The sequence below is a fragment of the Woeseia oceani genome (assembly GCF_001677435.1).
Classification (GTDB): Bacteria; Pseudomonadota; Gammaproteobacteria; order Steroidobacterales; family Woeseiaceae; genus Woeseia; species Woeseia oceani.
In genome coordinates, this window is sequence record NZ_CP016268.1 from 3,849,286 (window position 1) to 3,865,174 (window position 15,889).

At 59.1% G+C, this 15,889-nt stretch carries 12 protein-coding genes; 10 read left to right on the forward strand and 2 right to left on the reverse strand.

Going from position 1 to position 15,889, the window contains the following annotated elements:
• The first annotated feature begins 339 nt into the window (after nucleotides 1-339).
• Nucleotides 340-1,782, forward strand: a complete 1,443-nt coding sequence (locus BA177_RS17325) for a hypothetical protein (protein WP_156762894.1) — start codon at nucleotides 340-342, stop codon at nucleotides 1,780-1,782.
• A 36-nt stretch (nucleotides 1,783-1,818) separates the two neighbouring features.
• On the opposite strand, the gene BA177_RS17330 is transcribed toward BA177_RS17325, so the two are convergent.
• Both BA177_RS17330 and BA177_RS17335 read right to left on the reverse strand, forming a co-directional pair.
• Entirely contained in the window at nucleotides 1,819-2,535 is a 717-nt protein-coding gene (locus BA177_RS17330; protein ID WP_068618313.1) for a DUF1499 domain-containing protein, read from the reverse strand.
• An 88-nt stretch (nucleotides 2,536-2,623) separates the two neighbouring features.
• The gene (locus BA177_RS17335) at nucleotides 2,624-3,298 is read right to left on the reverse strand and encodes a hypothetical protein (RefSeq protein ID WP_156762895.1); all 675 of its coding nucleotides are present in this window, start codon (nucleotides 3,296-3,298) and stop codon (nucleotides 2,624-2,626) included.
• A 226-nt stretch (nucleotides 3,299-3,524) separates the two neighbouring features.
• On the opposite strand from BA177_RS17335, the gene BA177_RS17340 reads away from it, so the two are divergent.
• The 9 genes from BA177_RS17340 to BA177_RS17380 all read left to right on the forward strand — a co-directional run bounded on the left by BA177_RS17340 (nucleotide 3,525) and on the right by BA177_RS17380 (nucleotide 15,849).
• The gene (locus tag BA177_RS17340) at nucleotides 3,525-6,488 is read left to right on the forward strand and encodes a TonB-dependent receptor (RefSeq protein WP_197493222.1); all 2,964 of its coding nucleotides are present in this window, start codon (nucleotides 3,525-3,527) and stop codon (nucleotides 6,486-6,488) included.
• Nucleotides 6,488-7,684: an ABC transporter substrate-binding protein gene (locus tag BA177_RS17345; RefSeq protein ID WP_068618319.1), complete on the forward strand. Its 1,197-nt coding sequence runs from the start codon at nucleotides 6,488-6,490 to the stop codon at nucleotides 7,682-7,684. Before BA177_RS17340 ends, BA177_RS17345 begins: the two co-directional genes overlap by 1 nt.
• A gap of 3 nt (nucleotides 7,685-7,687) precedes the next feature.
• Nucleotides 7,688-9,343: an ABC transporter permease gene (locus BA177_RS17350; protein ID WP_068618321.1), complete on the forward strand. Its 1,656-nt coding sequence runs from the start codon at nucleotides 7,688-7,690 to the stop codon at nucleotides 9,341-9,343.
• Nucleotides 9,340-9,987: an ATP-binding cassette domain-containing protein gene (locus BA177_RS17355; RefSeq protein WP_068618323.1), complete on the forward strand. Its 648-nt coding sequence runs from the start codon at nucleotides 9,340-9,342 to the stop codon at nucleotides 9,985-9,987. The genes BA177_RS17350 and BA177_RS17355 overlap by 4 nt, the downstream gene beginning before the upstream one ends.
• Nucleotides 9,980-10,603 (forward strand): CDP-alcohol phosphatidyltransferase family protein, encoded by a 624-nt coding sequence (locus tag BA177_RS17360; protein ID WP_068618325.1) that lies wholly within the window; start codon nucleotides 9,980-9,982, stop codon nucleotides 10,601-10,603. Before BA177_RS17355 ends, BA177_RS17360 begins: the two co-directional genes overlap by 8 nt.
• A gap of 92 nt (nucleotides 10,604-10,695) precedes the next feature.
• Entirely contained in the window at nucleotides 10,696-12,870 is a 2,175-nt protein-coding gene (locus BA177_RS17365) for an FAD-dependent oxidoreductase (RefSeq protein WP_068618327.1), read from the forward strand.
• The gene (locus BA177_RS17370; RefSeq protein WP_068618329.1) at nucleotides 12,867-13,661 is read left to right on the forward strand and encodes a sterol desaturase family protein; all 795 of its coding nucleotides are present in this window, start codon (nucleotides 12,867-12,869) and stop codon (nucleotides 13,659-13,661) included. The genes BA177_RS17365 and BA177_RS17370 overlap by 4 nt, the downstream gene beginning before the upstream one ends.
• 248 nt (nucleotides 13,662-13,909) lie before the next feature.
• Nucleotides 13,910-15,052, forward strand: coding sequence for a PepSY-associated TM helix domain-containing protein (locus BA177_RS17375; RefSeq protein ID WP_082990226.1), 1,143 nt, complete (start codon nucleotides 13,910-13,912; stop codon nucleotides 15,050-15,052).
• Nucleotides 15,053-15,177: 125 nt separating this feature from the next.
• On the forward strand, nucleotides 15,178-15,849 hold the full coding sequence (locus BA177_RS17380) for a spermidine synthase family protein (RefSeq protein ID WP_068618334.1): 672 nt from the start codon (nucleotides 15,178-15,180) through the stop codon (nucleotides 15,847-15,849).
• Nucleotides 15,850-15,889: the final 40 nt, after the last annotated feature.

Here is a 15,889-nt window from a genome sequence, read left to right on the forward strand (position 1 = left end):
AGAGACTGCACAATTTCTTCACAGTCCTGGCCGCATTCGCGGATGACAAAGCGGCAGGGCCTGCAGCGCTGAAACCGTACAAAGCCCCTTGCCAAGCCAGCCGGACAGGCCCGCACGAAACGAACAATTGCCGTGAATCGAGTACGGACCCGCAATTCATGGCTGGCGCAAGCGATGGCAAAAACGCCGTTGGATACATTTTTGACCCACATGTGGTTCTACTTTGCCGCAATGCGCTTTGCTAGTTTCAGCACACGGCATTTCCGACCAAAGGACGTCGCGCAACTGGCGCCGGTGCCGAGGCGAGCGCACGTCGAGCCAACAACCCGGGAGAGAGCGATGACGAAAACAGAAAAGACCGCAGCGACGACCGAACACACTGTTTGCGCAAGGAGCAAACGCGTCACTGGGCTCGCACGTCTCTCCGTTGCGAGCGTCTTGTGCTTTTCGGCTGTTCCCGATGCGATCGCCGCGTGGTCTTACTACACGGTGGACGGTGATGATTATCGCGCCGAAGTCACCTCGGGTGTTGCTGCCATCGAGAAGGACGCCGGTGCCGGCTACGCAGACTGGATTACTCTCGGCCCGGTAAGCAAACCACCGCTCATGCCCTATGCCGGAGACCCGGAAGCCATTACTGGAATGGTCAGCAAATGGGGCTGGCTGCTGATCAGTGACCGTTACACGGTTTACAAGGCCTCGCATACGTCCAATACCGGCAGTTGGGATATCGGCCGCCGCGTGTGGAACCTGGGAGACGACGGCAAGGTCATTGATTCGATGGTGAAGAACGGCAGCGATCAGGTCATCGTCAACTGGGTGGATGCCGATGACGATACGGTGACTGGCGCAATCACGCTGGCTTTGTCGGACATCAAATGGCCAACCTGCGATGGAACGGTTCCTGATTACTACGTCGACAACAACCTGGTTTCAGGCACCAGCTTCTACTACCGGCCTGGTGGACTGGACCCCGACCTGAATACCGCCATCGAGCTGATTCCAGGCACTTTGCCAATCATAATCAGCGTCCCGCACGGGGGCGCGCAGGAACCGTCGGAAATCCCGATATACGACTACGGCCTGACGACCGATGCGCAGAGCCTGACCGCTTCGCTGTTGCTCGCGGATGAAATTTATCAGATTACCGGTGAGCGACCGCATGTAGTGATCAACAACGTGCGTCGAAACCGGCTGAATTTGAATCGCGCGGCGGCGAGCGATAACCCCGATGCAGATGCACAAACTTTATGGACCGGCTACCACCTGTTTGCGGAGGAGGCACGCAATTATGTGACTGATGTCTGCGGCAAGGGCTTGTTCATCGATATGCACACGAACGGCGCTGCCCACGACAAGAACATGCTGGCCGTCGGCTTCGGTCGTTCGGATATAGAAGACCTGTTTGATGGCAGTTACGATCGCTCGCTCTTTACAGCGAAAGCCACGATCCGCAATGTGCTGAATCAGACCCTGATGGCGGTGGATAACATCAATATAGGCCCGACGCTGAGTTTCGGTGATCTCGCGAACCGAACCTCAACACACACCATTCCAACGTCTACACTGGACCCGATGCCAGCGGGCACCTTCTTTAACGGCGGCTTCAATATTCGCGAGCACGGCTCATTGAACGGCGGCTCGGTGGATGCCATACAGGTCGAGAACCACTGGCGTTACATCAACAACGGCGTCCAAAAGCGAGAAGACTATATCGAGGATGACCTGGCACCCGCTGTAGTGCGCTGGTTAGAGCACTACTACGGGTTCAAGTTGCGCTAGGCCCTGAACGAGCCGGCGCGAAATCCTGGTTACCTCTCAGTTGCCGTCCTGAAACAGGCTGACGAAGCGGCGAATGCGGGCCGCATTGGCACCGACGTCACTGCGGCCAACCCGCGACTTCGAACGGATATCCAGACGACTGCCATTGCCCCGGGCTTCGATGCGAATCACAACATCGTCCTTGAAGCCGAACCAGAACGTAGTGGCCGTAGCTTCAATACGGCCCTCGTTCGCCACCGCTGCGACGACTTCGAGACCCATGTCTTCGACCGCTTTCCGCGCTCGCTGAAAGGTTTCGGCAGGTGAGGCATCCAGCTCAAGCGTCTGAATATCCGGATAGCTCTCGCGTTGTTGCGTCGCAATCTCCTCGCCCATGTATTCAGGCGGATTGCGGGCATCAGCGCGCAACGGGATGATCGCAACGAACGGCGGCGGATTTACCGTGTCAGTCGTGATGTCATGTATGGCCGGCACCGATCTGGCGGTACGGTACTGGCTGTACGGCACCCAGGCCACGGCCAGACCAATCAACAAGGCGATGGCCAGAGGCTTGCTGCCGCCCGCGCGCGTCTTCGGAATCAGCAGAAAGAGTAACGACAGAACTGCGACAGCAAGGCCCGCGTACAGCGCAATGCGTAACAACAGAAAACCTGTGCCGAATGACCACAGTCCGAAACGGGCACCGGGGCCGGCTACGAGCAGCAGTATTGCCGCGAGGATCGCAATGAACAAAGCTGTTTTTGAGAGTTTCATGTTTGCACCGTAGGCCTTTGTACTCTGCGCAGCATATTCTTTTGTTGTTTGAAGTTCGAATTTCTCTGTGCTGCACGGCTGTCAGGCTTCACGGTGACGATGCGGTCTCAGACTGCAAAGTGATGCTCTCTATTGTCAGGTCGAACCCGGAGGCCGTGTCGTCACCATCGGCAGAAACCCATAGACCCAGCGCGACTACCGGCTTGGCGAACGTTTTTGACAGCAGGAACGGGCCGGGGTCTTCAAGTAACACAAGCCGCTCTTCGTAGAGCAACTCACTCAAAGGGTGCGCGCGCTGGCTGCCAAGCAACGCCGTTTGCTGTGTCGTGGACAGAAAATTTATGCGCTCCACACCGCCGGTCTTTGGCGCAAGCTCAAAAAGCTGCTTGATCCAGTCGGCCGCGACACGGCGCTGAAACCAGTTCAGGCGACGGTCACCCGCTTCAACAATACCGAGCTTAAGCACAAAATCGTCAGCGCCCTTTTCACCCTGCACAGCGCCGACCGGGATGCGCAGCTCGCCGCTCCAGCTTGCGGCGACGCGGATACCTGTCAGGCTTATGGGCTCGGCAAAATGGTATATCAGCGGACTTGCCGAGCTTCTAACCCGGATATGCAGCTTGCCGTCGACAACACTTACGTTGTTTGCCGTGATCTTGTTGAAAGACAACACCGTCCAAGGCTCAAGGTCGTCCACTGGCACCGTCTGCGCGGTAATCATGGATGACCATGACAACAAGCCGATCAGGATCGTTCTTCGCATTGTATTTCCCCATTTGAAATGCAGTGCCGAACTGGACCGGGTCAGGTCAGTAAACATCACAGTGTTCGCGGATAACGGTGGGTATTGGTTGCCTTCTGTAACATATGCGCGCCTGATCCGGTCTATCGATGTCGAAGCACATCACAATGATTAATACACCGTTTTGAGGAAATTACCTGCGATGCATTGCCGCCGTACGCCCGACCTGCCCTTCGCGAGAACAGTCTTGACGCTGTGTTCGCTGTTCCTGTCGTCACTCGCCGCCGCATCGAATGTGGATGTCGCTGTCCTGAGCGGCGATGGCAGTCCGGCAACCGGGGCCAGCGTGATCCTGAAAAATTCGCTGACGGGTTACGAAACTTCGAGCATCAGCAATTCGAGCGGACGTGCACGATTTTCAGCCGTGCCAGCCGGTCCTGGCTACTCGGTGTTGGTCGATGATACAGAGCTGGCCACTGACATACGCTTGCGCAGCAATGAATCGCGGGCGGTAACGGTCCGTATGATCGAGAACATCACGGTCACCGGACGCGCCGGAAGTATCACGATCAACTCGCTTGATGCGGAAGTCAGCGCAAGTCTCAATCGCCGCGAGCTTGAAGCGTTGCCGGTCGAGGCACGTGATCTGTCGCGCGCGCTCATTCGCCTGCCCAACGTGGTCCCCGCAACCGGTTTCTTCCCGGAATCACCGTCGGTATCCATTAATGGCGCCAATGGCTTGTTCACCCAGTACCTGATCGACGGGATGGACAATAACGAGAATTTTCTGGGCGGCCCGAAGTTTCCCATTTCAACCGGTGCTGCCTCGGACGTTACCGTGCTGGCGTCATCGTATTCGGTGGAATACGGGCGTACCGGCAATGGCGTGATCAACGTCACTTCGCGCTCCGGCAGCAACGAGTGGTACAGCGAATTGTTCTATCTGGTACGGCCGGGTGCCTCGGTTGATGCATCATCGCCGTACGCAGGCCGCGACCTGTCAGGCAATGCCGTACGTGACGGCTTCCGCCGGGACCAGTACGGTTTCGCCCTTGGCGGACCCATCGCTGAAGACCGCACATTTTTCTTCGCGAATGTCGAATACACCCTTGATGACAAGGACAACGCGCTCGTTTCACCCGCTCTCGGCATCGCCGATACGGTCCGCGGTCAGAATGACTCCCTGCTTGCATCGCTGAAGATCGATCACCGACTCAATGACAACTGGCAACTGTCGTTCCGCGCGAATCTGGGCGATATCGGGATAGAGCGCCAGGGTGGCGGTCTCGACGGCGGCGTGACCTTTCCATCGGCAGGCTCGGTGCAACAGCGCGAGTCTTTGCTCACAGCCGTTTCGGCCATCTACGACACCGGCAACTTCACGTCTGAAACACGCTTGTTGTACAGCGCGTTTGACTGGGGTTACGCCACGCCATACGCCAGCAGTGCACCGCAGGTCACCGTGGAATCACCGGACGGCCTGACAGCCGCTGTTCTCGGGCACCCCGGTTTCGCATTCGATGAAAGCGAAGATTCACTGCAATTGCGCCAGAACTTCACGTGGTACAGGGACGCACATGCGTTCAAGTTCGGCGTTGACGTGCTGCGCTCGGACTTCAGTCTCGGAGGCGGCGGCAATCCGCAAGGCAATTACCGGGTACGTTTGACGAGCGCAGAACTGGCAGAAGTGCAGTCACTGAACCGTGGCGCTGCACTGAACGTTGACGACATCCCGGCAAGCGCCGAGGTGATTGACTATGCGGTCGAACTGCGCCCTGCGCGTTATGGCGATGTGCAGAATCAGGTATCACTCTATTTCGAGGACCAGATCAGCTTGTCACAGGACCTGACTTTGACCGCCGGCGTTCGCTGGGACTATGACAGCGTAACCAAAGCCGGCTCGGGTTCCGCTGATCAAAACAATTTTGCGCCGCGCCTCGCGCTGAACTACCGGGCCAGCGAGCGCTTGTCGTTTCGCGGTGGCGCGGGCCTGTTCTATGAACGTATTCCTTACACGATTCTGTCGGATGCGCTGCAACAGAACACCAGCTCGGCAGCGTTCCGCGAGCAATTGAACGCACTGGTCGCAGCAGGACGGTTGCCAGCAGACACGGACCCGCTGGCGATCACCTTTGACGGTAATCTCAGCGTCAATCCTGCCTGCCCGGGTGGCTACTTGCAGTGTCCGACACCCGCTGATTCCGCGGACTTGCGCGACACGGCCATCTCCAACGAGCGGCGCATATTCAGTCCCGACGGCCTAGACAGCCCCTACACGGTTCAGCTTTCTGCCGGTGTGCAATGGCAGTTTAATGATCGCTGGCTTGGCTACGCCGACCTGCTCTACTACCGCGGACACAATCAGCTGCGCTTGCGTGACCTGAATGCGGCGACGCCGTTCTCGCCAAACCTCGCAAACCTGACCGATGCCAACATCGCAACGCTGCGCGCTTTGCCGAGCGATGCTGAGCGGCGCGTCCTGGCAGAATCGCTGGGCCTGATTCGCAGCCAGGCGGCCGCCGATGCAACACGTCCCGTGGCGCCAGTCGCCGGTGGCGCCCGGCAGATAGTCGTTAGCGAAACCGCGGGTGCATCACGCTACAAAGCACTGAACCTGACCCTGGAGAGACCGGGCGATGGTGACCTGTGGGGTTTCCTGATGACCTATACTTTGTCCGAACTCACCAACAACACGGACGACATCAATTTCCGCTCTGCCAACTCCAACAGCTTCGATGACGAATGGGGACCGTCGGTCAATGACCGACGCCACGTGATCTCCTCGGTCGTCTACTGGTATCCGCTCGACTCGGTTACCATTTCCGTCGCCGGCCAGTTCGAGTCCGGGCAGCCGATCAACCTCATACCCGATACCGGCATCTACGGAACCACGGACCTGAATGGCGACGGCGCGTCGTTCACCGACGCCTACCTCGGCAACTCAGACCGCGCACCCGGCGTTTCCCGCAATGCAGACCGTCTGCCGTGGTCAGCCACCGTGGACCTCGGCCTGCGCTACGCGCCTCAACTCGGTGACGGTCGACTGGAGTTGTCCGCTGACGTGTTCAATCTGCTGAATCGCGAAAACCTGTCCGGATTCGCGAACTCCGCGACGCAGTCGAACCAGATACAGGTTTACGGGCAACCGTTTGTGCAACGCAACGCCGGCGCGCCGCGACAGTTCCAGTTCGGCGTGCGCTACCTGTTCTGATGCATAGCGGCTGTCGCGCATCGGGCCTGGTTGCGCTGTTGCTCGCGGTTCTCTGGGTGCCGGTATCTTACGCCGAAGACTGGGATGCCGTCGTTGCAGAAGCAGCGGGACAAACCGTCTATTTCAATGCCTGGGGCGGCGATCTCGCGATCAACCGCTACATCGAATGGACCGCAGAGCAGGTACGCGCAAAGTATGCCGTCGAGCTGCGGCACGTGCGTGTGACCGATATCGCCGAATCGGTCACACGGATCATGGCCGAACGCAGTGCTGGTCGGAATGACGGCGGCTCCGTCGACTTGCTGTGGATCAACGGCGAGAATTTCGCAGCGCTGAAACGTGCGGGTCTGCTGTACGGCCCGTGGGCCACACAAGTGCCGAGTGCTGCTGTTATCAACTGGCAGAACAATCCCACCACGCTGACCGATGGCTCGCTGGCAACGGACGGTTTCGAATTGCCGTGGGGCACGGCCGCGCTCACCTTTTTCTTCGACAGAGAACGCGTCAACGCGTTACCGAGAACACCGGCGGCATTGCTGGCCTGGATAGAAAGGCACCCGGGGCGCTTTAGCTATCCGCAACCTCCGTCATTCATCGGCAGCGCGTTTCTGAAGCAGATGTTGCTGGCGCTGAGCGACAACCCCGACCGTTTTAGCGCCCCGGTTGGTAATGATTTTGACGAGCAAACAGCGCCGCTCTGGCAATGGCTAGACCGGGCCCACGCCAGCATGTGGCGCAGCGGTCGACTGTTCCCGCAAAGCGGCCCGGCACAGCGCGACCTGCTCGCGGTCGGCGAGCTGGACTGGATGCTGTCATACAACCCGGCCGAAGCCAGTCGCGCAATACGCCAGGGCGAGCTGCACGCAGGCATTGGTGCGCTGTACCTTGATGCAGGTGCATTGGCCAATAGTCATTTCCTCGCGATCCCCTACAACTCCGGTGCGACCGCTGGCGCGCGCGTCGTCGCCAACTTCCTGGCATCAGCGGCTGCGCAGGCTCGCAAGGCCGATGAGCGCCATTGGGGCGACCCGACAATACTGAACCTGAATGCACTGCCCGCGGCTGAGCGGGCATTCTTCGAACGGCTGGAAACTGGCCCGGCAACGCCGCCAGCGGCCGGTCGTTACCTGCTCGAACCGCACCCCGAATGGGCAACACGCATCGAGCAAGCCTGGCTCGAACGCTACGTGCGCTGAACGATGAAGCGTTCGTTCATTACCCACCCTGCTGTAGCGCTGCTACTCGCGATATCTCTCATTCCCACCTCGGCGGGCCTGGCTGCCGCACTGTGGTTTGGGCTGGATACCGCAGCGCTCGCGCGCGTATTCGCCACACCGGGTGTTGGCTTGTCGATCGCGTCAGCCGTCTGGACAGGGTCTGTTGCAACGGCCATCGCGCTGTTGCTGGCGCACGTTGCCGTTGCGCTGGCAGCAAGCGGTAACTGGCGACACCGCCTGACGACGCTGGTGCTGCCGCTGCTCGCCATGCCACACCTTGCCATTGGAATTGGCCTCGCCCTGGTACTGGCGCCGTCCGGCGTACTGCTGCGTTTGTTCTCGCCATGGGCGACTGGTTTCGAACTGCCGCCGGACTGGTTGATCGTTAATGACCCGGCCGGAATTTCATTGATCATTGGCCTCGTGCTCAAGGAAACCTGCTTTCTGGTAATGGCACTTGCCGCCGCACTTGGTCAGGTCCCGTCGGCACGCCTGCAAGCACAGGCAGTGACACTCGGCTACGGACCACTGAAGAGCTGGTTTACGACCGTCGCGCCCGCGTTGCAGCAGCAGATCCGCTTGCCGCTGGCGGCAGTGCTCGTGTTTGGCATCAGCAACGTCGAGATGGCGATCCCGGTAGGCCCGGCCTTACCGCCGACATTCCCGGTCTTGTTGTGGCGCTGGTTTACCGACCCGGAGCCGGCGATACACGCGCAAGCCTATGCCGGCACGCTGGTATTGCTGGCCGTCAGCATTGCTGTCATCTTTGCCGCCCATCTGCTGGGACGCCTGGTCAGGCGCGGGCTGATTCGCTCGGCAAGCAATGGCCTGCGCCGGACTGACGAAAACCGTGTACGGCAGAGCTTCGGCACCATTCTGACCATCGGCTGGACACTCGGTTGCCTCGCTATCATTGCGATCGGCCTGCGTGCCGTATCCGGACCCTGGCGTTTTCCGACGCTGATGCCCGCAAATATCTCTCTCACCACGCTGCAGGACCTGTTTGGCCTGACAACCGGCGTTGGTGTGACAACCCTCGCACTGGCGGCCGCAACGGCGATCGCAGGCATCGCGCTGGTGTTGCCTGCAGCCGAACGCTGCCGCCAGTCTTCCACGGGACGCCGCCGGCTGGGCGCGCTGTTGTTTCTGCCTTTGCTATTGCCACAAATGACGTTCCTGTTCGGTGTACAGGCACTGCTGGTGCGACTCAATATCGATGGCACCTTCATCGCGGTGCTGTGGAGTCACCTGGTTTTCGCGTTGCCGTACTTATGGGGAATACTCGCGCCGGCCCGCGCTGCGATTGACCCTCGCTACGAACAGGTAGCGGCAACACTCGGCGTGTCCGCAACCCGCAGCTGGCTGATCGTCACGGCACCACTACTCACGCGCTCCGCACTGATCGCACTGGCACTCGCGTTCTCGGTCAGTGTTGCACTGTATTTGCCAACGCTGTTCGCCGGCGCGGGTCGTGTCGCAACCGCCGCAACAGAGGCGGCCGCCGCCGCTGGTTCCGGAAACCTGCGGCTGGCAGCAGCGCATGCGATACTGCTCGCCGTGATTCCGCTCACTGCATTTGCCTGCGCCTACCTCGGTGCCGCCCTGCTGTTCCGGCAACGACGCGGCGTGCCGCGATGAATACGCTCACACTTGATGAGATACGGTTACGCATCGACGGGCAGGAACTGTTCCCGCCGCTGAGTGTGCGCATCGAGCCAGGTACAGTTACCTCGGTTGTCGGAGCCAGTGGCTCGGGCAAATCGAGTTTGTTGAAGTTCCTCTGCGGCATTCTCCCCCCGGAAATCGAAGGCAGCGGCGCCGTTCGTCTTAACGACAACGAGATTTCAACGCTGCCGCCGCAAGCTCGCCGACTGGGCCTGCTGTTTCAGGATCCTTTGTTATTTCCGCACCTCGACGTTGCCGGTAATGTGTTGTTTGGCTTGAGAACACGCGGCACTCGCCGCGAACGGCAACAACAGGTAAGCGAAGCGCTGACCTCGGTCGGGCTTGCCGGGCTGGGTACACGTGATCCAGCAACGCTGTCCGGCGGCCAGCAGGCACGCGTGGCCTTGCTGCGTGTACTGCTGGCCGAGCCACGAGCCTTGTTGCTGGACGAGCCTTTTCGGTCCCTCGATGAAGATCACCGCGTGAAGGTACGTGAACTGGTCTTTACCGAGGCACGACGACGCGGCTTGCCCACATTACTCGTAACACATGATGAGAGCGACGTTGTTGCAGCGGCCGGCCCCGTCATAAGACTGCAGGATAGTCGGCATGCTTGATACGACTATGCGGCCATTGATCAACCAGCCGCTGAACGCGGTGGGTCGGGTGCTCGCGCGGCGTGGCGTGAGTGCCAACAGCGTCACTATCGCCGGAATGCTCGTCGGCCTGCTGGCAGCTGCTGCGATTGCACTCGGTTTGTTCAAGCTCGGTTTGGTATGCATTGTCTGCAACCGCGTCCTTGACGGCCTTGACGGAGCGGTTGCTCGCGCAAGCCAAACTACCGACAGCGGCGGCTATCTCGACATCGTGGTTGATTACGTTTTCTACGGCAGCGTACCGCTGGCCTTTGCGATTGCCGACACCGCAAACAATGCCGTTCCGGCCGCGGCCTTGCTCGCATCCTTTTGCCTGACCGCAACGAGCTTTCTCGCCTTCGCTGCGATTGCCGCCAAGCGCGGTATCGAAACCGTCGCGCACGGCAGGAAGTCGTTTTTTTATTCCACCGGCATTGTGGAAGGTACCGAAACAATCGTGTGCTTTCTCATAATGGCCGCCGTGCCGTGCTGGTTTGCGCCGCTGGCCTGGGGATTCAGTGCACTGTGCGTCTTAACCGCCGTTCAGAGGACCGCACTAGCCTTCAAACTGTTTGGAGAAGACACGAAAGACAACTGATATGCCGGCCTCAGAATGAGGAGAGTAATATTTGCGCGGCTGCCCCGGTCCATTGAAGCACGCCAAACGAACACCACGTAACGGAGCACCTTGTGTCACGAAATCTCGGCAGAATCATTCTTGTAGTCGTCATCGCGGCCTTCGTCGGTGCTTACTTTGCTTTCGATCTGCAGCAATACCTTTCGCTCGCGGAGCTGAAACAGCAACGCGACGCGCTTGCTGAGTTCGCCGGAGCACGGCCGGTACTTTCCATCGGCGGCTTTTTTCTCGTCTATGTTCTTGTTGCCGCACTATCCTTACCGGGCGCTGCCATTCTAACCATTGCGGGCGGCGCGGTTTTCGGGTTGGGCACCGGTACGCTCATCGTTTCATTCGCCAGCAGCATTGGCGCGACGCTGGCCTTCTTTGTCGCGCGCTTTCTGCTTCAGGACACGGTACGCAAGAAGTTCAAGGAACGCCTGAAGCGCATCGATGAAGGCATCGAGAAGGACGGCGGCTTCTATTTGTTCTCGTTACGCCTCGTACCGGTGTTTCCCTTTTTCGTTATTAACCTGGTCGCCGGCCTGACCGCATTAAAACCATGGACGTTCTATTGGGTCAGTCAGCTTGGAATGTTGCCCGGCACGCTGGTATTCGTGAATGCAGGAACGCAGCTCGGGCATATATCTTCGCCGGGCGACATCTTGTCGCCCTCGTTACTCGGAGCATTTGTCTTGCTGGCTCTGCTGCCGTTTATCGGCCGCGGCGTTCTGGCCTGGGTAAAGGAGAGTCGGGTGCGGAGAAAATTCAATCGCCCAAAGAGTTTCGACTACAACCTGATTGTCATTGGTGGCGGTTCCGCTGGCCTGGTGACGTCGTATATCGGCGCCGCGATCAATGCCAAGGTCGCATTGATCGAACGCGACAAGATGGGCGGCGAATGCCTCAATACTGGCTGCGTACCCAGCAAGGCATTATTAAAGAGCGCCGGCTTGCTGGTAGCGGCACGTGACAGCAAGAAGCTCGGCATCAACAAGATGGAAGCTGAATTCGACTTCGCGGCCGTTATGCAACGAGTACACGATGTAATTGCCGAAATCGCGCCACACGATTCTGTGGAACGCTACACCAAGCTTGGCGTGGACTGTATTGCGGGTGAGGCAAAAGTGGTATCGCCGTGGGAAGTGGAAGTCGGCGATCGCCGGCTGACGGCCCGCTCCATTGTGGTTGCGACCGGCTCGCGACCGGTCGTGCCGCCAATTGACGGTTTCGACAAGATTAACTTTGTAACCAGTGACACACTCTGGGATGTGCGGAAACAGCCGCGGAAGATGGTAGTTCTGGGTGGCGGCCCTATCGGCTGCGAACTGACGCAGGCGTTTCAACGACTGGGGACCGAAGTAACTCTGGTTGAGATGGCACCGCAGCTGCTTGGTCGCGAGGATGGCGACGCGGCCAGTGCCGTGCTGGAATCGTTGCGCGATCATGACGGAGTGAACGTGGCCTTGTCGACGAAAGCGATACGGGCCGAAGGCGAAGGTGCAGGTGGCACCCTCGTGTGTGAACAGAATGGCAAGGAAGTGCGCTTCGATTTTGACTTGTTGCTGCTGGCACTCGGCAGGAAGGCAAATTCCAATACCGCCGGGATAGCCGACATCGGTGTGGAGATAGCGAAGAACGGCACAGTTGCGACCGACCCATTCCTGCGCACCAACTACCCCAGTATTTCTGTTTGTGGGGACGTTGCCGGGCCCTACCAGTTCACCCACGTGGCTGCTCACCAAGCCTGGTTTGCGGCCGTGAACTCACTGATCCGTCCGCTCTGGTCCTTCCGTGCGGACTACAGCGTCATTCCGTGGTCAACATTCACCAGTCCGGAAGTGGCCCGGGTCGGCCTGAACGAAACACAAGCCCGCGAACAGGGTGTAGCCGTTGAAGTGACCCGTTACGGCATCGATGATCTTGATCGTGCGATCACGGAGAGTGAGGCGCACGGTTTCGTAAAAGTACTGACAGCGCCGGGCAGCGACAAGATACTGGGCGCGACCATTGTCGGAGCGCATGCGGGGGAGCTTATCGCGGAGTTCGTACTGGCAATGAAACACGGACTTGGGCTCAATAAAATTTTGGGCACGATTCATATCTATCCAACGATGATGGAAGCCAACAAGTACGTTGCCGGTGAATGGAAGCGCGCCAACAAACCGGAGAAGCTGCTTGGGTACGTCGGACGTTATTTCGCATGGCGACGTGGACGCGCGAGTAACAATGAGGTCGTCGGCCGGTGAGCGACTGGCTGCTGGGCAATGAACCGCAAGTCCGGCTGGCCGTGTTTCTTTCGGTATTCGCGCTGCTGCTGGCAGCACAACAATGGGCACCGCGCCGGGACATGGCGTTGGGCTGGCGCCGTTTGCTTAGCAATGTTTCGTTGGTCGTGATTGGTACCTTGTTGTTGCGAATCGCATTTCCCGTTGTTGCGTTCGGTCTGGCGATACGTTTGGAGGCTGACGGCGGCGGAATGGCGGCGCTAATGCCGGACTGGCTTGCGATTGTCGGCGGCGTTGTCCTGCTTGATTGCGCCATCTACTGGCAGCACCGTTTGTTGCATAAGATTCCGCTGTTATGGCGCTTGCATCGGGTGCACCACGCGGACGTTGGCTTCGACGTCACCACGGCAGTGCGCTTCCACCCGATTGAGTTTGCCTTGTCTATGGCGATCAAGCTTGGCTTGATTGCATTGTTCGGCGTGCCGGCACTCGCCGTGCTTATTTTTGAGATACTCCTTAACGCGGGCGCCCTGTTCACACACGCCAATATCCGGCTGCCTGCCACATTCGAAAGACGGCTGCGCTGGTTTCTGGTTACGCCGGAGATGCATCGCGTTCACCATTCGGTGCATAAGGACGAAACCAACAGTAATTTCAGTTTTCACCTGTCGTTGTGGGACCGGCTGTTTGGCAGCTATCGTGATCAACCGCGCGATGGTCACACCACTATGCAGATCGGTCTGCACGAATTTCGCGATTCTCGCGAGCAGACGGTCTGGGCGTTGCTCGTCAATCCGTTTCGCAAGCATTGACGGCACAGGCCGAAACGCACCGCAACTGAGATCGCTTGCCGTTGGCGCCCCGATAACACATACGGGCAAGAATGCCGCCCCGCCATTCCCGGGCCGGACAAGCCACTGCGACTCCGCGGACCACACCCGCTCATCTGAGCCGCTCACTCCGGTCGCCTGAACTCTCTCATCTGAAAGGTTTGACTTGGCCGCTAATACAAATGAGAATCGTTCGCAATTAATAATGAATAGCGTGGATAACCTTGCTCATGAAGCTCCGACCCATAATCTTCTGGTCACATCTCGCGGTCGGCGTCACTGCCGGTCTCGTCATTCTGATGATGTCCGTCACTGGCGTGCTGCTGACCTACGAACGGCAATTCCTCGAATGGGCGGATCAACAGCACGTGACCTCGCCGGCCGCCGGAGCGCCGGCATTAACTGCCGATGAGTTGCTGAACATCGGTCGGGTCGCCGAACCCGATGCGAGCAGCTTTGAACTGAAATTCGTCAACAAACCCGGCTCACCGGTTACGCTTACTGCCGACCGGGAGCGGATTCTGCTCATCGACCCGTACAGCGGCGATGTGCTTCGTGACGGCCGCGGTGCTACAGCCGAATTCTTTCGCGTCGTTACGCGTGTGCACCGATGGTTTGCCGCGTCCGACGAGAACTTCGATCTTGCGAGAGCGACGACGGCCTACAGCAATCTGCTGTTTGTATTCCTGATCCTGTCCGGCGTATACCTGTGGCTGCCGCCAATCTGGCGCTGGTCAGCACTGAAAGTCCGCCTGTTCTTTAACCCCAGAGCAAAGAACGCGAAGGCGCGTGACTATAACTGGCACCACGTATTCAGCGTGTGGGCGCTGGTACCGCTGTTTCTGATCGCGACATCGGGTTCGGTCTTTTACTTTTCGTGGGCCAGTTCGGCAATTTACGCGGCATTTGGCGAAGAGCCACCCGTTCGGGGCCGGCGGGGTGAAGCGGATGCTGCGCCTGCCGGGCGAGCGGATACCATGCCGCGGCAAGCACTGCTAATTGCCGCACAACAACACGCGCTTGCCCACGAGGCCGCAGACTGGCACTCGATAAAGCTGCGGACGAACGCCGTGCCAGCAGCGTCGACAACATTTGTCATTGATCGCAGCATTGGTCGGCGCCCTGATCTTGCTTACGAGCTAACCCTGGACAGTGGCGATGCGTCGGTAGTCGAGGTCAAACGCAACGACGACAAAACGCCAGGAGCCAGGGCAAGAACCTTCGTGCGCTTCTTGCACACAGGTGAAGTGTTCGGCTTTCTTGGCCAAACGCTCGCTGGTCTTGCCTCGTTGGCAGGGTGTCTGCTCGCTTACACCGGAATTGCACTGGCCTGGCGACGGCTGGTCTCGCCGCTATTCAGGAAGACCGCCTGATTCCCAACTCTGGTCGAGAAGCTCGTCGGCCAATGCATGAATAGCGGCAAAGTCTGCAACGGCAACAACAGCGCGTAGCAAAGATATAGCGTAGGCTGCGGCAACGATTCGAAGAAGGTTGTCCGATGATTCCCCGAGTATTGCTAGGTACCGCATTAATTCCTGACACTGACAAGGAGTTGCAGCTGTATCAGTCCGGCGACCTGTTCTCTATCAAGATTCCCGGCCGGGGCGATCTGATGAACAGCCGCGTGCACGGCTCGGAAAAGGCGCTGGCCGATCTTGCCATCGAACAACTGGGTGCCAATGAGAATCCGCGGCTGCTGATTGGTGGCCTCGGTATGGGATTCACGCTGGCCGCATCCCTGCGGGCCGTCGGCGCGGCAGCGGAAGTTGTCGTCGCCGAACTGGTGCCGGAAGTGGTGACCTGGAACGAAACGCTGATGGGTGCGCCAGCCGGACACCCGTTGGCGGACCCCCGCAGTCGGGTCTACGTCGGTGACGTCGCCGACCTGATTCGACAGGAGCCGGCGGGGTTTGATGCCATCCTGATGGACGTGGACAACGGACCCGAAGCACTCGTGCGGCGCGAGAATGATTGGCTCTACAGCCCCGCCGGTCTGCGCTCGACCCGCAGTGCCCTGCGCCCGAATGGCGTACTGGCCGTCTGGTCATCAAGTCCCGACCGGGTCTTCAGCAAACGCTTGCAGCAGGAAAATTTCAACGTCCGCGAGCATGTCGTCAGGCCGCACCGGGCCGGCAAAGGGCCACGGCATCATATTTGGGTCGCAAGCTGAGCAGCTCCGGCCCGGACCATCTATACAAAGGCTTTGCCGA